The sequence below is a fragment of the Bradyrhizobium sp. 35 genome (genome assembly GCF_023073215.1).
GTDB lineage: Bacteria > Pseudomonadota > Alphaproteobacteria > Rhizobiales > Xanthobacteraceae > Bradyrhizobium > Bradyrhizobium canariense_D.
Genome location: NZ_JADPJC010000157.1, coordinates 491,680 through 510,035, shown reverse-complemented (window position 1 = coordinate 510,035; position 18,356 = coordinate 491,680). Strand labels below are relative to the sequence as shown.

Sequence of the window (18,356 nt, the reverse complement as noted above, 5' to 3'; positions counted from 1 at the left end):
TTCTCTCCGGTCAGGATGCGACGCCGGCGATCGCCAGCACCGTGTGCATGAGGACGTTGGTGCCCGCGGCGCAATCGGGCTGCGTGGCGTCTTCCAGCTCGTTGTGGCTGATGCCGTCCTTGCAGGGCACGAACACCATTGCGGCCGGCATGATTGTGTTGAGATTGCAGGCGTCGTGGCCGGCGCCGGAGGTGATGCGGCGAGAGGAGTAGCCGAGCGTCTTCGCCGCGTTCTCGACTGCGGCAATCAATTTGGGATCGAAATGCGTCGGCGGCTTGCGCCAGACCAGGTCGATCTTCACCTCGACCTTGCGGCGTGCGGCGATCTCGGCAATCGCGCTGCGCAGATCGCGATCGAGCGCATCCATGATCGCGCCATCCGCACTGCGGCAATCCATCGTGAAGGCGATCTCGCCGGGAATGACGTTGCGCGAGGGGTTTGCGATCACGGCCTCGCCGATGGTACCGACGGCCTTCGGCCCGTACTTCCTCGCAATGGCCTCCATCGCCAGCACGATCTCGGACAGCGTCGCCAACGCGTCGCGCCGCAGCGGCATCGGCGTCGATCCGGCATGGCTCTCGAAGCCGGAAATCTTGCCGTCGTACCAAAGCACGCCCTGGCCGGAATCGACCACGCCGATGGTCTTGCCTTCGGCCTCCAGGATCGGGCCCTGCTCGATGTGCAATTCGACGAAGGAACCGAGCTTCTGGAACCCGACCGGCTTGTCGCCGCGATAACCGATGCCATCGAGCGCCTGGCCGACGGTGGTGCCATCAGCGTCCCTGCGCGACAAGATGTCATCGGTGGTGAAGTCGCCGACATAGGCAGCGGAGGCCATCATCGCGGGAGCGAAGCGCGAACCCTCTTCGTTGGTCCAGTTGACGACGCAGATCGGCGCCTCGGTTTCGATCCCGGCGTCGTTCAGCGTGCGGATCACTTCGAGCGCACCGAGCGTTCCCAGAATGCCGTCATACTTGCCGCCGGTCGGTTGCGTGTCGAGATGCGAGCCGATGCCGACGGGCGGCTTCGACATGTCGCGTCCCTTGCGCAGCCCGAACTGCGAGCCGAGCGCATCGGTGTGCACCTCCAAGCCGGCGTCCTCGCAGGCCTTGCGGAACCAGTCGCGTACCAGCTTGTCCTCCGCGCTCAGCGTCAGCCGCCGCACGCCGCCCTTGGCCGTCGCGCCGAACTGCGCGGTCTCGTGGATGGAGCCCCAGAGGCGGGCGGAATCGATTTGCAAATTGGTGGCGGCTCGGCTCATGCGGTCAGTCTCTCAATTGTCCGGCGCCTGTTTCAATGACGCGCCGGCGCGGGCGCGTCAACTGCGAGGCTGCTCTGCGCAATCTGACATGCAAGCTCTGCGACCCGCTCCACCGCCACGACATCGGGCGAGGCGAGCCAGCTCGCGGTGAATGTCAGCGGCGCGATTTTGAGATCGGTGTCGAGCAGTTGCAACCGCCCGTCTGCGAGCTCGTTCTCGACGATGGCGTCGGGGATCACGGCGATGCCGAGGCCCTCGACCGCCATGTGGATGACGGTCGCAAGCGAGGCGGAGGCGTGCAGCCGGATCGGAGGCAGCTCCGGCCGGTCGAACACTTCGCGCACGACCTCGTAGGGACGCGTCTTCCGCGGGAAGGTAATGATCGGAAACCGCGCGAGCTCAGCCCGCGTCACCGGTCCATCGCCGAGGCCGAGCGAGGGGCTGGCGAGAAAACCGATCGGATAGTCGGCGAGGACGCGATTGTGCACCCCGGAGGCCGAGAGCGGACCGACGACGAAGGCAAGCTCGATCTCCTGCGCAAGCAGGCGCGCGGTCAGGTTCGGCGTGATGTCGACCTCGATCTCCAGCGACAGGTTTGGGTAGACGTCGTTCATGCTCTTCACCAGCCGCGGCAGCCAAGTGTGCACGATGGTTTCGGCGACGCCGAGTCGCATCACGCCGCGCATCGCCGAGCGGTCGCCGATCTCGGCGATCATCGCGGCGCGCAGGCCGATCAGCTTCTCCGCATAGACCATCATCTGTCGGCCGCTCGGTGTCGGCGAGGCCACGCGGTGGTCGCGATTTAGGAGCTTCACCCCCATCTCGCGCTCGAGCTGGGCGATGCGCTGGGAGATCGCCGGCTGAGTCGTGTTGAGGCGTGCTGCGGCGCCGCGAAAGCTGCCGAGCTTCACAACCCAAAGGAACGTCTCGATCGATCTGAAGTCCAGCATTGGAAGGATTCCCGTCCGATAAATGAAATTTATCGATATTGATTAGAAAGGAAGATTAGACTTTATAGCACGCGTGGTGTTGGCTTGTCTTTGTCGAGTTTATAGGCAGGTCGATCCCATGACTGTTTTGGTGGCAGTGCAGCAAACTGAAACGCCCGACACGCTCCCGAGCCGCAAGGCGCGGCTTGCCTACCGCGAGGGGCTGGTCGCCTCCACCGCCGGCGTTGCCCCCGGCTTCGTCCAGGGCAATCTGGCAATCTTGCCGGCGGAATATGCCGGGGCGTTCCATCGCTTCTGCCAGCTCAATCCCAAGCCGTGCCCGATCATCGGCATGTCCGATGTGGGCAGTCCGCACATCCCGGCGCTGGGCGCCGATCTCGACATTCGCACCGACGTGCCGCGCTATCGCGTCTGGCGCGACGGCGAAGTCGTGGACGAGCCGACCGATGTCACCAAATACTGGCGCGACGATCTCGTGACCTTCGTGCTCGGCTGCTCGTTCTCGTTCGAAGAGGCGCTGCTCGACGAGGGCATGCCGATCCGCCACATCGAGCACAATGTGCGCGTGCCGATGTATCGCACCAACATCGCTTGCGGCGAGTCCGGTCCCTTCGCCGGTCCCATGGTGGTGTCGATGCGTCCGTTCAAGCCGGCGGATGCGATCCGTGCGGTGCAGATCACCTCGCGCTATCCGGCCGTGCACGGCGCGCCCGTGCATCTCGGCCATCCGCACCTGATCGGCATCAAGGACATCGCCAAGCCCGATTACGGCGATCCGGTGCCGGTCGCCGACGACGAGATCCCGGTGTTCTGGGCCTGCGGCGTGACACCGCAATCGGTCATCAACGCTGCCAAGCTGCCGTTTGCGATCACGCATTCGCCCGGCCTGATGCTGGTGACGGATCTCAAGAACAGGACCATGGCCGTGATTTAGTGGGCAGCGTTTGCTGCTTCTTCGAGCTTTACCGCATCCATCAATCGCTTCATTCGATCGGCTGAAATTCAGTAACAGGGGACTTTGCCATGACGATCACTCGCCGCGACGTATTGTTGGGAGCCACCGCTACGGCCGCGCTAGTGCCGCTGGCAGCGCGCGCACAGACTTCGGAAGTCGTGATCGGCGTGATCTATCCGTTCTCCGGCGGCAGCGCACAGCAGGGCGTCGACGCGCAGAAGGCCTATGAAACCGCGCTCGAGGTCATCAACAAGGACACCGATTTCGACCTGCCACTGGCGAAGGGCGAGGGCCTGCCGGGTCTCGGCGGCGCAAAGGTCCGCCTCGTTTTCGCCGACCACCAGGCCGATCCGCAGAAGGGCCGCGCCGAGGCCGAGCGCCTGATCACGCAGGAGAAGGTCTCCGCCATCATCGGCACCTATCAGAGCGCGGTCGCCGTCACCGTCAGCCAGATCTGCGAGCGCTACCAGATCCCGTTCGTCTCGGCCGACAACTCCTCGCCCAGCCTGCATCGCCGTGGCCTGAAATATTACTTCCGCGCCGCGCCGCATGACGAGATGTACTCGGCCGCCATGTTCGACTTCTTCGATGCCTTGAAGAAGAAGGGCACCAAGATCGAGACGCTATCGCTGTTCCACGAGGACACCATCTTCGGCACCGATTCCGGCAACGCCCAGGCCAAGATCGCCGGCGAGCGCGGCTACAAGATCGTCTCCGACATCAAGTATCGCGCCAACTCGCCCTCGCTCTCGGCCGAGGTGCAGCAGCTCAAGAGCGCCAACGCCGACGTGCTGATGCCCTCGAGCTACACCACTGATGGCATCTTGCTGGTGAAGACCATGGGCGAGCTTGGTTACAAGCCGAACGCGATCGTGGCGCAGGACGCCGGTTTCTCCGAGAAGGCGCTCTACGACGCTGTCGGCGACAAGCTGGAAGGCGTGATCTCGCGCGGCACCTTCTCGCTCGACCTCGCGCAGAAGCGTCCGATGGTTGGCAAGATCAACGAGATGTTCAAGACGCGGTCGGGCAAGGATTTCAACGACCTCACCTCGCGTCAGTTCATGGGCCTGATCATCCTCGCCGACGCCATCAGCCGCGCCAAGTCGACTGACGGCGAGAAGATCCGCGACGCGCTGGCCGCCACCGACATCCCGGGCGAGCAGACCATCATGCCCTGGAAGCGCGTCAAGTTCGACGAGATGGGCCAGAACAACGACGCCGACCCGGTGCTGCTGCAATATGTCGGCGGCAAGTTCGTCACCATCTTCCCGCCGCAGGCCGCGATTGCCGAGGCGATCTGGCCGATGAAGTGAGCGCTGCGGGAGCACAGATCGTAGCTCCCGCCCTCATCCTGAGGAGCGGGCGCAACCCGCGTCTCGAAGGACGAGGGCTGGGCCATCCTTCGAGACGCGCGCGGTGCGCGCTCCTCAGGATGAGGACGTAGTTCGGGGGACAGACTTTTGACAGCCCAAACCATTATCCAAAGTCTCGCGAGCGGCCTCCTCATGGGCCTGCTCTACGGACTGATCGCCGTCGGCCTCGCGCTGATCTTCGGCCTGATGGACGTCGTGAACTTCGCTCACGGGGAGTTCCTGATGATCGCGATGTATGTGAGCTTCTTCCTGTTCACGTTCTTCGCCATCGACCCCTTGCTGTCGGCGCCGCTCGTGGCCGCCGCGCTGTTCGTATTCGGAGCGGTCGTCTATCTGTTGATCGTGCGCTTCGCCATGCGGGCCAAGGCCAACGCGGGCATGGTGCAGATCTTCTCCACCTTTGGCCTCGCCATCGTGATGCGCGGCCTCGCGCAGTTCTTCTTCACGCCTGACTATCGCAGCGTTCCGCAGTCCTGGCTCGGCGGCAAGACGATCTCGATCGCCGGCGTCTTCCTGCCGGAGCCGCAGCTCATGGGTGCGCTGGTTTCGATCCTGGCCTTTGCTGGCCTCTACTTCTTCATCCATCGCACCGATTTCGGTCGCGCGCTGGAGGCCACCCGTGAAGATCCCGGCGCGGTGGCCCTCGTCGGCATCGACAAGAACCGCGTGTTCGCGCTCGGCTGGGGGCTTGGTGCCGCGCTGGTCGGCCTCGCCGGAGCGATCATGGCAAGCTTCTTCTATATCTATCCCGACGTCGGCGCGTCCTTTGCGCTGATCGCCTACGTCACGGTCGCGCTCGGCGGCTTCGGCAGCGTGTTCGGCGCGTTCGCCGGCGGGATCATCGTGGGCCTCGTCGAGGCCACCACCGCGCTGGTGCTGCCGCCGTCGCTGAAATCGGTCGGCATCTACGCCGTCTACCTGCTGGTCGTCTTCATCCGGCCGCGTGGCCTGTTCGGATCGATGTGATGGACAAGGATTTTGCCGCGCGGCGCCGCCGCGACCTCATCATCGCCGCGGTGCTGACCGCCCTGGCGGCGCTCGCTCCGCTGTTCATCAAGGACGTCTACGTCCAGAACATCCTGATCCTGACCTTGATGTATGCGGCGCTGTCGCAGAGCTGGAACATTCTCTCTGGCTATTGCGGGCAGATCTCGCTGGGACATGCGCTCTATTTCGGCATCGGCGCCTACACCACCGAACTCCTGTTCACTAAGTTCGGCGTGCTGCCATGGTTCGGTATGCTCGCCGGCGGCGCGGTCGCGGCCGCGATTGCGATGGGGCTCGGCTATCCCTTCTTTCGGTTGCGCGGCCATTACTTCGTGATCGCGACCATCGTTATCGCCGAGATCGGGCTGCTGTTGTTCCAGAATTGGGAATGGGCGGGGGCTGCGATGGGAATCACCATTCCGGTGCGCGGCGACAGCTGGCTGAAGTTCCAGTTCATGCGCAGCAAGCTGCCTTACTTTTATTTCGCGCTGGTGCTGTGCAGCCTCGCCTGGTTCGTCACCTGGTGGCTGGAGGACTCCAAATGGGGCTTCTGGTGGCGCGCGGTAAAGGACAATGCGGAAGCGGCCGAGAGCCTCGGTGTCGTCGTGTTCAACTCCAAGATGGGCGCGGCCGCCGTCTCCGCTTTCCTCGTCGCCATCGGCGGCGCCTTCTATGCCCAGTTTCTCGCCTATATCGATCCTGAAAGCGTGATGGGCTTCCAGTTCTCGCTGCTGATGGCGTTGCCCGCCGTGCTTGGCGGCATCGGCACCCTGTGGGGACCCGTGTTAGGGGCGGCCATCCTGATCCCGATGACGGAGCTGACGCGCTCCTATATCGGCGGCTCCGGCCGCGGCGTCGACCTCATTGTCTACGGCACGCTGATCGTGCTGATTTCGCTCGCCCTGCCGCAGGGTCTGGTGAGCCTGTTCTCTCGTGCGAAGCGGAAGGGAGCCACGCGATGACCCCGCTGCTTGAAACCCGCGGCGTCTGGCAGCGTTTCGGCGGCCTCGTCGCCAACAGCGACGTCTCGATCTCTGTGGGTCGCGGCGAGATCGTCGGCCTGATCGGCCCGAATGGTGCCGGCAAGTCGACGCTGTTCAATCTCATCGCCGGCGTGCTGCCGCCGACGCAAGGCTCGATCTGGTTCGACGGCGAGGATGTCACCAGCATGCCGGCCGCCGAGCGCTGCCAGCGCGGCATCGGGCGCACCTTCCAGGTCGTCAAGAGCTTCGAGACCATGACGGTGATCGACAACGTCATCGTCGGTGCGCTGGTGCGCAACACCGTGATGCGCGAGGCACGCCGCAAGGCGCATGAGGTGCTCGAATTCACCGGCCTTGCTGCCCGCGCCAACGTGCTCGCGAGCGACCTCGTGCCGGCCGAAAAGCGCCGCCTCGAAGTCGCGCGCGCGCTTGCGACTGAACCAAAGCTGCTGCTGCTCGACGAAGTCCTCACTGGTCTTACGCCGACCGAGGCGCAGACCGGTGTCGCGCTGGTGCGCAAGGTGCGTGACGCCGGCATCACCGTGCTGATGGTCGAGCACGTCATGGAGATCGTGATGCCGCTGGTCGATCGTGCCATCGTGCTCGACCTCGGCAAGGTGCTGGTCGAGGGCAAGCCCACTGAAATCGTCCGCGATCCCAAGGTGATCAGCGCATATCTGGGAGATCGTCATGCTGTCGGTGCGTGAAGTCACGACCGCCTATCAGGGCCTGGTCGCGATCTTCGCGATCAGCATCGAAGTCGCCAAGGGCGAGATCGTCTGCGTCGCCGGCGCCAACGGCGCGGGCAAGTCGACGCTGCTGAAATCCATCGCCGGCGCCGAGCGCCCGCGCTCGGGCACGGTGACGTTCGACGGCAAGCGCCTCGACGGCATGGCGCAGCACCACATCACGGCGACCGGCATCGCCTATGTGCCGGAGAACCGCCGCTTGTTTCCGCGCCTCTCCGTGCGCGACAATCTGCGCCTCGGCAGCTATCTCTACCGCGGCGAGGCCGACCGCGAGAGCCCGCTCGATCTCGTGTTCCAGCTATTTCCGCGCCTCTCCGAACGCCTCGAGCAGCGCGCCGAGACGCTAAGCGGCGGCGAGCAGCAGATGCTCGCGATCGGCCGTGCGCTGATGACGCGCCCGCGGCTGTTGATGCTGGACGAGCCCTCGCAGGGCATCATGCCGAAGCTGGTCGACGAGATCTTCCAGGCCGTCAAGCGCATCCGCGATGCCGGTATGACCGTCTTGATCGTCGAGCAACGCATGGCGGAGTGCCTGGAAATCGCCGACCGCGCCTACATCCTGCAAACCGGCCGCGTGCTGATGCAGGGCGCGGCAAGCGAGATCAAGGGCAATCCCGACGTGCGCAAGGCCTATCTGGGGCTGTAGCCGCGAAGCGTTGGGCACGTCGCGCAACACACTCGGCGTCATCGCCCGCGAAGGCGGGCGATCCAGTATTCCAGAGGCCGCTGTGATTGAGTCGAGAAGCCGCGGCGTACTGGATTCCCCGCCTTCGCGGGGAATGACAGCGGTGAGTAGGGCGGTGTTAGTTCGCCCACGGCTGCACGAGGCTCAATGCTCGTGCCCATGCTCCGGCAGTGTCAGCCCAAACACCTTCACCAGATCATTCACCTGCTCCGGCGACAAATACCGCGGGTTCAATCCGCGCAGCAGGAGGTACAGCTTCGCCGTCTCCTCCAGCTCCTCGGTCGCGAACACGGCTGCTTCCAGCGTGTCGCCCGCGACGACCGGACCGTGATTGGCGAGCAGCACGGACGAATATTCCCCCGCCAGACCCCTGATCGCATCGGCGACCGCGGGATCGCCAGGGCGGTAATAAGGCACGAGCGCGGTGGCGCCGCATTTCATCAGATAATAAGCGGTCATCGGCGGCAGCGCGGCGCGCGGGTCGATCTCCGGCAGCATCGACAGCGCGACCGAATGGGTGGAATGCAGATGCACGATCGCCCTTGCGCTCCCGCGCGTGGCGTAGAGTGCATTGTGCAGCGGAACTTCCTTGGTCGGCGCATCGCCCGAAACCAGTCGGCCCTGATCGTCCAGCCGCGACAGTTTTGCGGGATCGAGGAAGCCGAGCGAGGCATTGGTCGGCGTCACCAGCCAGCCGCCGCCGTCCAGCCTGGCGCTGATATTGCCGGAGGAGCCGGGCGTCAGCCCACGCTCGAACAGCGACCGTCCGAAGCGGCAAATGTCTTCGCGCAGCAATGTCTCGTTGCTCATGGCCGTCATGTCCGTTTGTCTCACGCTTTGGCAGCGCGGCCAAGCCGTGTTATTCGGTTGCCAAGCTGCCGCAAAAGGCGGCCGTCCGGGAAACGTTGCAAGGATCAGTTGTATGTCCGCCTCCACGTCACAGAATCAGCGCATCGCCGTCATCGGGCTCGGCTCGATGGGGTTCGGCATGGCGAGCTCGCTGAAGCGCGCCGGTCATGTCGTCACCGGCTGCGACGTCTCGGCTGATGCGGTCGCGCGCTTCGTGACGGAGGGCGGCGCCGGCGCCAAGACGCCGGCTGAAGCCGCCAAGGGCGCCGACATCGTCGTCAGCGTCGTCGTCAATGCCGCGCAGACCGAGACGATCCTGTTCGGCAAGGATGGCGTCGCCGAAACCATGGCCAAGGACAGCGTCTTCCTGTCGTCGGCGACCATGGATCCCGACGTGGCGCGGCGTCTCGCCAAGCAGCTGGAGGCGACCGGCCGGCACTATCTGGATGCACCGATCTCCGGCGGGGCGCAGCGCGCAGCGCAGGGCGAGCTGACGATCCTCGCCTCCGGCAGTCCGGCTGCGTTTGAGAAAGCGCGGCCCGCGCTCGATGCCATGGCCGCGAAGCTCTACGAGCTTGGCGATGCCGCAGGCCAGGGCGCCGCCTTCAAGATGATCAACCAGCTGCTCGCCGGCGTGCATATCGCCGCTGCCAGCGAGGCGATCGCGTTCGCGGCCAAGCAGGGTCTCGACATCCGCAAGGTCTATGAGGTGATCACGGCGTCCGCCGGAAACTCCTGGATGTTCGAGAACCGCATGCCGCACGTGCTCGACGGCGATTACACGCCGCGCAGTGCGGTCGAGATCTTCGTCAAGGATCTCGGCATCATCCAGGATATGGCGCGCAGTGCCAGATTCCCGGTTCCGGTCTCCGCCGCAGCACTTCAGATGTTCTTGATGACGGCAGCCGCCGGCATGGGCCGCGACGACGATGCGTCGGTGGCGCGGATGTATGCGCAGGTCACCGGCGTCAAACTGCCCGGCGACAAGTAGACAAGAGGATTCCAATGCCCCGTTTTGCCGCCAATCTCTCGATGATGTTCACCGAGGTGCCGTTCCTCGACCGCTTCGACGCCGCTGCGGCAGCCGGCTTCACCGCCGTCGAGTTTCTCTTTCCCTATGAGCATCCCGCCGAGGCGGTCGGCGAGCGGCTCAAGCGCAACGGCTTAACCCAGGCGCTGTTCAACCTGCCGCCGGGCGACTGGAATGCCGGCGAGAAGGGCTTTGCGGCGCTCCCGTCGCGATTCCCCGAGCTGAAGGCGAGCCTGGAAACTGCGCTGCCCTACGCCAAGGCGACCGGCGTCAAGCGGCTGCATTTGATGGCGGGCATCGCCAACCGTGGCGAGCGCGTCGCGATCGAGGCGTTCTACAAATCAGTGGCGTGGGCCGCCGAGTTCTTTGCGCCGCACGGCATCGACATCGTGCTCGAGCCGATCAATGCGCGGAACGTGCCCGGCTATTTCCTCAATGATTTCGGCTTCGCGCGCGACCTGATCCAGGAGCTGCGGCTTCCGAACCTGAAACTCCAGTTCGACATTTATCACTGCCAGATCATCCACGGCGACGTTACGATGCGGCTGCGCGAGATGATGCCGGTGATCGGTCACATCCAGATCGCCAGCATTCCCTCGCGCAACGAGCCTGACGGCGAGGAGCTGAACTATCCGTTCCTGTTCGACGAACTCGACCGGCTCGGTTATGCCGGCTTCGTCGGCTGCGAATATAATCCGCGAGGCAAGACCACCGACGGCCTTGCCTGGTTCAGGCCTTATGCGGGAGTGAAGCCGTGACATTTGCAGCGAAAATATCCCTTGGCTGCATTGCCGACGACTACACCGGCGCCTCCGACCTCGCCAACACGCTGACGCGCGCCGGCCTGCGCACGGTGCAGACTATCGGCGTGCCCGCGGACGATCTCGCGCTGCCCGAGGTCGACGCCGTCGTGGTGTCCTTGAAGAGCCGTTCGATCGAAGCCGGTCTTGCCGTATCGCGCTCGCGCGCGGCGGACAAATGGCTGCGCAGCCGTGGCGCCGGCCACGTGCTGTTCAAGATCTGTTCGACCTTCGATTCCACCGATGCCGGCAATATCGGCCCGGTGATGGACGCGTTGCGCGCCGATTGCGGCGAGACGGCCGTGCTGGTGACGCCGGCCTTTCCGGAGACCGGCCGCACCGTCTACCAGGGCAATCTGTTCGTCGGCGCCGTGCCGCTGAACGAGAGCCCGCTGAAGGACCATCCGCTCAACCCGATGCACGATTCCAACCTGGTCCGCGTGCTCGCGCGCCAGAGCAAGGCGCAAATCGGCCTGGTCGACCTCGCCATCGTCACGCGCGGCGCGGATGCCGTGCGGGCGCGGCTGGCCGAACTCGCGGGCAAGGGCATTGGCGCGGCGATCATCGACGCCGTGTTCGATCGCGACCTCGAGACCATCGGCCTCGTCGCTGCCCAGCATCGGCTGTCGGTCGGTGCCTCCGGCATGGGTCTTGGGCTGGCGCGGGCGCTGATGTCCACAGGCAAGGTCACATCGACCGCGGCGAGCAGCGCCGCGGGAGCCGCCGTCGGCGGACCGGCGGCGTGCCTTGCCGGAAGCTGCTCGCAGGCGACGCTTCAGCAGATCGCCAATGCCGAGCGCGTCATGCCGGTGCTGCATCTCGACCCGGACCGTATTACTACGGGCGAGGACGAGGCGCAGCGCGCGCTGGCCTGGGCAAAGCCGCGGCTGGCGGACGGTCCGGTCCTGATCGCATCGAGCTCGACGCCCGATCAGGTCGCCGCCCTCCAGGCGCGCCATGGTCGCGACGCGGCCGGTCACGCCATCGAGCAGGCGATGGCCGACATCGCCGAGGGTCTGGTGCGGGCCGGCGTGAAGCGCCTGGTCGTCGCCGGCGGGGAGACATCCGGCGCCGTGGTCGACCGGTTGAAGATTCCCGGATTTCTCGTGGGAGCAGAGATCGCCGCGGGCGTTCCAGTGCTGCGCGCGGTCGGTGCTGAAAAAGGCGACATGTTGCTCGCCTTGAAGTCCGGAAATTTCGGCGGCGCGGAGTTTTTCTCCGACGCGCTTGGGCTCATGCGCTGAGCGCAGGGCATTTTTAGCGCCCTGTTCATTTGTTTCGGGCTTCGTACTCGTACGGAGTCGTCGTTAACATCTGCTCAGGTGCTCTCGTGTTGGATGTCGGTTCTGCTCCCTTAGGTTGATTCGTAAAAGTTCCGGACGCCGCCGCGCCAACGCAAAGAGACCGATTATGCTCGCCACCATTTCCATTCGTGCCAAGATCATCAGTGTCGTGGCGTTCCTGCTGGTCGCGATGGCCGGCATGGGCCTGCTCGCCGTCATGAAGATGCGGTCGATGAATGCCAATACCACCGAGATCACCACGAGCTGGATGCCGAGCGTGAGGGTGCTGGGCGAGCTTCGGGCATCAGTCATCACCTATCGCAACGTGGTTCGTCAGCACATGCTGTCGGAAATCCTTGAAGACAAGCTCGCAAACGAGAAGACGGGCGCCACGGTAATCGAGGCGCTCGCCAAGGCCCGCAAGGCCTACGAGCCGATGATCACCTCTCCGGAGGAACGGAAGCTCTACAACGATTGGGCCAAGCTCTGGGAGGACTACAAGAAGGGCACCGAAGATGTCATGGCGCTCTCGCGTAAGGAGGCCGGCAAGGTTCCGCATGAGGCCCAGGAGCTGAACACCAAGACGGTCAACAAGATCGGCCTTGAGGCCGACGCGATCCTGACCAAGGACATCGAGCTCAACACCAAGGGCGGAGACCAGGCCGCGCAGGATGCCGCCGACAGCTACTACTATGCCTTCATGCTGGTCTCGATCATCCTCGGCGCGGCCGTCGTCGTCGGCATCGGCGTCGGCTTCTACCTCGTCCAGGACGTCTCCAGCGGCATCAATTCGATCATCGAGCCGATGCAGGCGCTGGGCAAGGGCGAGCTTTCCGCCGAAGTCCCTCATCGCGGTGAGAAGACGGAGATCGGCGCCATGGCCGACGTGCTCCAGATCTTCAAGGAAGCGCTGATCGCCAAGAAGGCTGCGGACGAGGCTGCCGCTGCCGATGCAGAAGCCAAGATCGAGCGCGGCCGCCGCGTCGACAACATCACTCGCGAATTCGAGACGATGATTGGCGAGATCGTCCAGACCGTGTCGTCGGCCTCGACCCAGTTGGAGGCCTCGGCCTCGACGCTGACCTCGACCGCCGACCGCTCGCAGCGGCTGGCGACCACCGTTGCCGGAGCGTCGGAGGAAGCCTCGACCAACGTGCAGTCGGTGGCCTCGGCGACCGAGGAGATGGCCTCGTCCGTCGGCGAGATCAGCCGTCAGGTGCAGGAATCTGCGCGGATGGCGGGCGATGCCGTCGGCCAGGCCCGCGCCACCACCGAACGCGTCAGCGAACTCTCGAAGGCAGCCTCACGCATCGGCGACGTCGTCGAGCTCATCAACACCATCGCCGGCCAGACCAACCTTCTGGCGCTGAACGCGACCATCGAAGCCGCACGTGCCGGCGAAGCCGGCCGCGGCTTTGCGGTGGTCGCCTCCGAGGTGAAGGCGCTCGCCGAGCAGACCGCGAAGGCGACCGGTGAGATCGGCCAGCAGATCTCCGGCATCCAGGCGGCGACCAACGACTCGGTCGGCGCCATCAAGGAGATCTCGTCGACCATCGAGCGTCTGTCGGAGATCTCGTCGGCCATCGCGGCGGCCGTGGAAGAGCAGGGCGCTGCGACCCAGGAGATCGCCCGCAACGTCCAGCAGGCGGCGCAGGGCACCCAGCAGGTCTCCTCCAACATCACCGACGTGCAGCGCGGCGCAACCGAGACCGGCACGGCCTCCTCGCAGGTGCTGTCGGCGGCACAGATGCTCTCCAACGACTCCGGCCGGCTCAAGACCGAGGTCAGCAAGTTCCTGACCAACGTTCGCGCGGCTTAGGCCGGGCAGGCACGGAGTTGCTGAAAGCGGCGTCCTTGGGCGCCGCTTTTTTTTATGGATGGACCGCGGCATCTGTCATCTTTCGGGGCGCGAGGTGCATATCTGGAATGCTATTTCGCAGTGCGATAGCAGGGAATTGACCGCTCGTGACGCAGTGCCGTTGGCCATTTGGGCGGTCTTCAGGTAAATCAGCCGAGGAACCCGCGGGGGCGGTGTTTCCTGTCCCTGATCTGGAATTGCCCAACGAATGATTGCTCTGGTCCGTATTGCCCTGAGCCGGCCCTACACGTTTGTCGTGCTCGCGCTCCTGCTCCTGATCATCGGACCGCTGGCGGCGCTGCGGACGCCGACCGACATCTTCCCGGACATCCGCATCCCTGTGATCGGCGTGGTCTGGCAATACACCGGCCTGCCGCCCGATCAGATGTCGGGCCGCATCACCACGCCGTTCCAGCGCGCGCTGACGACAACGGTCAACGACATCGAGCACATCACCGCCAATTCCTATAATGGCTTTGGCATCATCAAGATCTTCTTCCAGCCGAACGTCGACATCCGCACCGCCAACGCGCAGGTCACCGCGATCTCGCAGACGCTGATCAAGCAGATGCCGCCGGGCGCGACGCCCCCTCTGATCCTGAACTACTCCGCCTCCACCGTGCCGATCGTCCAGGTGGCGCTCTCGGGCGATGGCCTCACCGAGCAGAACCTCGCCGATATCGGCATCAACCAGCTCCGTACGCCGTTGGTCACCGTGCCCGGCGCCGCGATCCCGTACCCGTTCGGCGGCAAGCAGCGCCAGGTCCAGATCGACCTCGACCCGACCGCGCTCCAGGCCCGCGGCCTGTCCGGCCAGGACGTCGCCAACGCGCTCGCGGCCCAGAACCTGATCACGCCGGTCGGCACCCAGAAGATCGGGCAGTTCGAATACATCATCCAGCTCAACAACTCGCCGCTGAAGATCGAGGAGCTCGGCAATCTGCCGATCAAGACCGTCAACGGCGCGATGGTCTATGTGCGCGACGTCGCGACCGTCAGGGACGGCAACCCGCCGCAGACCAACATCGTCCATGTCGACGGCAACCGCTCGGTGCTGATGATGGTGCTGAAGGCGGGCGCGACCTCGACGCTCGACATCATCGCGGGCATCAAGCAGAAGGTGATCGACGTCAAGGACCAGCTGCCGGACGCGCTCAAGATCGGCTTCATCGGCGATCAGTCGGTGTTCGTCCGCGGCGCCATCGAAGGCGTCGCGTTCGAGGGCGTGATCGCGGCGCTGCTCACCAGCGTCATGATCCTGCTGTTCCTCGGCAGCTGGCGCTCGACTGTGATCATTGCGGTCTCGATCCCGCTCTCGGTGCTCGGCGCCATCATTATGCTGTCGGCGATCGGGGAGACGCTGAACATCATGACGCTCGGCGGCCTGGCGCTCGCGGTCGGCATCCTCGTCGACGATGCCACGGTCACGATCGAGAACATCAACTACCATCTGGAGCAGGGCAAGCCGGTTGAGCAGTCGATCCTCGACGGCGCCAACCAGATCGTGACGCCGGCCTTCGTCTCGCTGCTCTGCATCTGCATCGTGTTCGTGCCGATGTTCTTCCTCACCGGCGTGGCGCGCTTCCTGTTCGTGCCGATGGCGGAAGCGGTAATGTTCGCGATGATCTGGTCGTTCCTGCTGTCGCGCACGCTGGTGCCGACCATGGCGAACTATTTATTGCAGGCGCATGTCCATCACGAGAACGGTCCGCCGAAGTCGCGCAATCCACTGGTCTGGTTCCAGCGCGGTTTCGAGGCTCGCTTCGAGCGCATTCGCGGCGGCTACCACAATTTCCTCGGGCTCGCGCTCGCGCACCGTCCGGTGTTCGTGATCGGCTTCCTCTGCGTGGTCGGCGCGTCCTTCGCGCTGGTCCCGTTCCTCGGACGCAACTTCTTCCCCGCGGTCGATGCCGGCAACATCCTGATGCACGTCCGCACCCAGGTCGGCACCCGCGTCGAGGAGACAGCGAACCAGCTCGCCGACGTGCAGAAGGCGATCCGCAAGCTGATCCCGGGTGAGATCGAAACGCTGACCGACAACATCGGCATGCCGATCTCCGGCATCAACATGACCTACAACAACACCGGCGTGATCGGCCCGCAGGATGGCGACATCCAGATCAAGCTGAAGGAAGGCCACAAGCCGACCGAAGAGCATGTGCGCGTGCTGCGTGAGCAATTGCCGCGGCTGTTCCCCGGCGTCAGCTTTGCCTTCCTGCCGGCCGACATCGTCAGCCAGATCCTGAACTTCGGCGCGCCGGCGCCGATCGACCTGCAGATCCGCGGCGCCAATATCAGCGCCAACTTCGTTTATGCCAACAATCTGCTGGCCAAGGTTCGCAGGATTCCCGGCGTCGCCGATGCGCGCATCCAGCAGTCACCGAACAATCCGACCTTCAATATCGATGTCGACCGCACCCGCGCGCAGTATGTCGGGCTGACCGAGCGTGACGTCACCAACAGTCTCGTGGTCAACCTTGCCGGCTCCTCGCAGGTGGCGCCGACCTACTACCTCAATCCGGACAACGGCGTATCCTATTCGATCGTGATGCAGACGCCGCAATACCAGATGGATTCGCTCAGCGCGCTTCAGACGTTGCCGATCACGGCGGCCGGCAATTCGCAGTCGCCGATCCTCGGCGGCATCGCCGATATCAAGCGATCGACTTCGAGCGCGGTGGTCTCGCAATACGACATCCAGTCGATGGTGCAGATCTTCGCCACGACCTCGGGCCGCGATCTCGGTGCGGTCGCGACCGACATCCGCCAGGTGATCGCCGACACCGCCAAGGAGGTGCCGAAAGGCTCTTCCGTGGTGCTGCTCGGCCAGGTGCAGACCATGAACAGCGCCTTCACCGGCTTGTTGTTCGGCCTGCTCGGCGCGGTCGTCCTGATCTATTTCCTGATCGTCGTGAACTTCCAGTCCTGGTCCGATCCCTTCGTGATCATCACGGCGTTGCCCGCAGCACTCGCCGGGATCGTCTGGATGCTGTTCGCCACCGAGACGACGCTGTCGGTGCCGGCGCTGACCGGCGCGATCATGTGCATGGGCGTTGCCACCGCCAACAGCGTGCTCGTGATCTCGTTCGCCCGCGAGCGCTACGAAGAGCTCGGCGATCCCATCGCCGCGGCGCTCGAAGCCGGCTTCGTCCGGTTCCGCCCGGTGCTGATGACCGCGCTCGCCATGATCATCGGCATGGCGCCCATGGCGCTGGGGCTCGGCGAGGGCGGCGAGCAGAATGCGCCGCTCGGCCGTGCCGTGATCGGCGGCCTGATCTTTGCAACCTTCGCCACGCTGATGTTCGTTCCCGTGGTGTTCAGTATGGTACACAAGAAGCAAGGCGCCAAAGGCGCCGCCTCCCTGGAGCCCCCGCATGTCGCCCACTGAACCCCGCTCCCCGGTGTCGCACCGGAAACTGGGCATTTTCGGCGTGGTGGCGCTAATCGCGGCCGGCTTGGTCGTGGGCACCGGCATCCGCGCCCGCGAGGAGCAGGGCTCCAAATTGAAGGCATGGACCGATGATCAGGCTGTTCCCAGCGTCGCGGTGACGCTGCCTAATGCCAAGGCTCTCAATGCGACCATCGACTTGCCGGGCCGTCTCGAAGCCTATTATCGCGCGCCGATCTTTGCCCGTGTTCCCGGCTATCTCAAAAGCTGGAGCGCTGACATCGGTGCGCGGGTGAAGGCCGGTCAGGTGATCGCCGAGATCGAGGCGCCCGACCTCGACCAGCAACTGCTTCAGGCCCGCGCCGACCTCGCCAGCCAGCAGTCCAGCGCCAGGCTGTCGGAAGCCACCCTCAACCGCCGCAAGACGCTGGTCGCCTCCAACTTCGTCTCCGCGCAGGAGATCGACGAGCGTACCGCCGATCTCTCCAACAAGAACGCGGCGGTTCGCTCGGGCCAGGCCAACGTCGAGCGCCTCGAAGCGCTGGCCGGTTACAAGAAGATCACCGCTCCGTTTGACGGTGTGGTCACGGCGCGCGACACCGACGTCGGTGCGCTGATCAATTCAGGCGGCGGCTCGGGCCCGGCAATGTTCGTGGTCTCCGACATCACCAAGCTGCGCGTCTACATCAACGTGCCCCAGAACTACGTGCCCGCGATCAAGATCGGCGCCAAGGCCGCCATCGTGCTGCCGGAGTATCCGAACCGGACCTTCCAGGCGACGGTGGAGGCCTCCTCGCAGGCGGTTGACGTCGCCTCCGGCACGACGCGCATGCAGCTCGGTCTCGACAATTCCTCAGGCGAGCTGATGCCCGGCGGCTATGCTAGCGTGAAGCTCAGCCTGCAGCGCGACGCCGCGCCGCTCAGCATTCCCGCCAGTGCGCTGATCTTCAACGGCAGCGGCCTGCGCGTCGCAACCGTCGGTCCGGACGACAAGGTCCTGTTCAAGCCCGTGACCATCGCCCGCGATCTTGGCAAGGAGATCGAGCTCGCCTCGGGAATTGCAGCGGATGACCGCGTCATCACGGCACCACCGGACGGCCTCTCCGACGGCGACCAGGTCCGCGTGACCGGCGCCGGCGCCAAGGGCAAGCCCGCGACGGCGTCGGAGAAGCAGGCGCCGAAGGGGTAGCCTCGGTTTCGTAGGG

The 18,356-nt window shown here is 64.8% G+C and carries 15 protein-coding genes; 12 read left to right on the top strand and 3 right to left on the bottom strand.

What is annotated here, in order from left to right; genetic code table 11:
- Nucleotides 1-10: 10 nt before the first annotated feature.
- Together IVB36_RS34655 and IVB36_RS34650 are read right to left on the bottom strand one after the other, a co-directional pair.
- The gene (locus tag IVB36_RS34655) at nt 11-1,261 is read right to left on the bottom strand and encodes a Zn-dependent hydrolase (RefSeq protein ID WP_247394254.1); all 1,251 of its coding nucleotides are present in this window, start codon (nt 1,259-1,261) and stop codon (nt 11-13) included.
- Nucleotides 1,262-1,293: 32 nt separating this feature from the next.
- Nucleotides 1,294-2,211 carry a LysR family transcriptional regulator gene (locus IVB36_RS34650; RefSeq protein WP_247394251.1) on the bottom strand — a complete coding sequence of 306 codons (918 nt, stop codon included), beginning with the start codon at nt 2,209-2,211 and terminating at the stop codon, nt 1,294-1,296.
- Nucleotides 2,212-2,329: 118 nt separating this feature from the next.
- Between IVB36_RS34650 and IVB36_RS34645 the strand changes: the two genes are divergently transcribed.
- The 6 genes from IVB36_RS34645 (at nt 2,330) to IVB36_RS34620 (ending at nt 7,904) form a co-directional block, all read left to right on the top strand.
- The gene (locus tag IVB36_RS34645) at nt 2,330-3,145 is read left to right on the top strand and encodes a putative hydro-lyase (RefSeq protein WP_085352173.1); all 816 of its coding nucleotides are present in this window, start codon (nt 2,330-2,332) and stop codon (nt 3,143-3,145) included.
- Nucleotides 3,146-3,234: 89 nt separating this feature from the next.
- A complete protein-coding gene (locus IVB36_RS34640) occupies nt 3,235-4,479 on the top strand; it encodes an ABC transporter substrate-binding protein (RefSeq protein WP_018456991.1) in 1,245 nt (414 codons plus the stop codon).
- A 147-nt stretch (nt 4,480-4,626) separates the two neighbouring features.
- On the top strand, nt 4,627-5,505 hold the full coding sequence (locus IVB36_RS34635; RefSeq protein WP_026233279.1) for a branched-chain amino acid ABC transporter permease: 879 nt from the start codon (nt 4,627-4,629) through the stop codon (nt 5,503-5,505).
- A complete protein-coding gene (locus IVB36_RS34630; protein WP_018456989.1) occupies nt 5,505-6,488 on the top strand; it encodes a branched-chain amino acid ABC transporter permease in 984 nt (327 codons plus the stop codon). Before IVB36_RS34635 ends, IVB36_RS34630 begins: the two co-directional genes overlap by 1 nt.
- Entirely contained in the window at nt 6,485-7,216 is a 732-nt protein-coding gene (locus IVB36_RS34625; protein ID WP_018456988.1) for an ABC transporter ATP-binding protein, read from the top strand. Before IVB36_RS34630 ends, IVB36_RS34625 begins: the two co-directional genes overlap by 4 nt.
- Nucleotides 7,200-7,904 carry an ABC transporter ATP-binding protein gene (locus IVB36_RS34620; RefSeq protein WP_247394609.1) on the top strand — a complete coding sequence of 235 codons (705 nt, stop codon included), beginning with the start codon at nt 7,200-7,202 and terminating at the stop codon, nt 7,902-7,904. Before IVB36_RS34625 ends, IVB36_RS34620 begins: the two co-directional genes overlap by 17 nt.
- Nucleotides 7,905-8,087: 183 nt before the next feature.
- Here the strand turns inward: IVB36_RS34620 and IVB36_RS34615 are convergent, their stop codons facing one another.
- Nucleotides 8,088-8,762, bottom strand: coding sequence for an aldolase (locus IVB36_RS34615; RefSeq protein ID WP_247394235.1), 675 nt, complete (start codon nt 8,760-8,762; stop codon nt 8,088-8,090).
- A 103-nt stretch (nt 8,763-8,865) separates the two neighbouring features.
- Between IVB36_RS34615 and ltnD the strand changes: the two genes are divergently transcribed.
- The 6 genes from ltnD to IVB36_RS34585 all read left to right on the top strand — a co-directional run bounded on the left by ltnD (nt 8,866) and on the right by IVB36_RS34585 (nt 18,340).
- Nucleotides 8,866-9,783, top strand: a complete 918-nt coding sequence (gene ltnD / locus IVB36_RS34610) for an L-threonate dehydrogenase (RefSeq protein WP_247394607.1) — start codon at nt 8,866-8,868, stop codon at nt 9,781-9,783.
- Between the two features lie 14 nt (nt 9,784-9,797).
- Complete coding sequence (otnI, locus tag IVB36_RS34605) at nt 9,798-10,580, top strand: 2-oxo-tetronate isomerase (RefSeq protein WP_247394228.1); 783 nt, start codon at nt 9,798-9,800, stop codon at nt 10,578-10,580.
- A complete protein-coding gene (gene otnK / locus IVB36_RS34600; protein ID WP_247394225.1) occupies nt 10,577-11,866 on the top strand; it encodes a 3-oxo-tetronate kinase in 1,290 nt (429 codons plus the stop codon). Before otnI ends, otnK begins: the two co-directional genes overlap by 4 nt.
- Before the next feature lie 166 nt (nt 11,867-12,032).
- On the top strand, nt 12,033-13,724 hold the full coding sequence (locus IVB36_RS34595; protein ID WP_247394222.1) for a methyl-accepting chemotaxis protein: 1,692 nt from the start codon (nt 12,033-12,035) through the stop codon (nt 13,722-13,724).
- A gap of 247 nt (nt 13,725-13,971) precedes the next feature.
- Nucleotides 13,972-17,151: an efflux RND transporter permease subunit gene (locus IVB36_RS34590; RefSeq protein WP_204510633.1), complete on the top strand. Its 3,180-nt coding sequence runs from the start codon at nt 13,972-13,974 to the stop codon at nt 17,149-17,151.
- Nucleotides 17,138-18,340: an efflux RND transporter periplasmic adaptor subunit gene (locus tag IVB36_RS34585; protein ID WP_247363463.1), complete on the top strand. Its 1,203-nt coding sequence runs from the start codon at nt 17,138-17,140 to the stop codon at nt 18,338-18,340. Before IVB36_RS34590 ends, IVB36_RS34585 begins: the two co-directional genes overlap by 14 nt.
- Nucleotides 18,341-18,356 lie beyond the last annotated feature (16 nt).

Coding starts and splice junctions, on each gene's coding strand:
- IVB36_RS34655 (WP_247394254.1), bottom strand. CDS start 1,261: ATGAGCCGAGCCGCCACCAATTTGCAAATCGATTCCGCCCGCCTCTGG.
- IVB36_RS34650 (WP_247394251.1), bottom strand. CDS start 2,211: ATGCTGGACTTCAGATCGATCGAGACGTTCCTTTGGGTTGTGAAGCTC.
- IVB36_RS34645 (WP_085352173.1), top strand. CDS start 2,330: ATGACTGTTTTGGTGGCAGTGCAGCAAACTGAAACGCCCGACACGCTC.
- IVB36_RS34640 (WP_018456991.1), top strand. CDS start 3,235: ATGACGATCACTCGCCGCGACGTATTGTTGGGAGCCACCGCTACGGCC.
- IVB36_RS34630 (WP_018456989.1), top strand. CDS start 5,505: ATGGACAAGGATTTTGCCGCGCGGCGCCGCCGCGACCTCATCATCGCC.
- IVB36_RS34625 (WP_018456988.1), top strand. CDS start 6,485: ATGACCCCGCTGCTTGAAACCCGCGGCGTCTGGCAGCGTTTCGGCGGC.
- IVB36_RS34620 (WP_247394609.1), top strand. CDS start 7,200: ATGCTGTCGGTGCGTGAAGTCACGACCGCCTATCAGGGCCTGGTCGCG.
- IVB36_RS34615 (WP_247394235.1), bottom strand. CDS start 8,762: ATGACGGCCATGAGCAACGAGACATTGCTGCGCGAAGACATTTGCCGC.
- ltnD (WP_247394607.1), top strand. CDS start 8,866: ATGTCCGCCTCCACGTCACAGAATCAGCGCATCGCCGTCATCGGGCTC.
- otnI (WP_247394228.1), top strand. CDS start 9,798: ATGCCCCGTTTTGCCGCCAATCTCTCGATGATGTTCACCGAGGTGCCG.
- IVB36_RS34595 (WP_247394222.1), top strand. CDS start 12,033: ATGCTCGCCACCATTTCCATTCGTGCCAAGATCATCAGTGTCGTGGCG.
- IVB36_RS34590 (WP_204510633.1), top strand. CDS start 13,972: ATGATTGCTCTGGTCCGTATTGCCCTGAGCCGGCCCTACACGTTTGTC.
- IVB36_RS34585 (WP_247363463.1), top strand. CDS start 17,138: ATGTCGCCCACTGAACCCCGCTCCCCGGTGTCGCACCGGAAACTGGGC.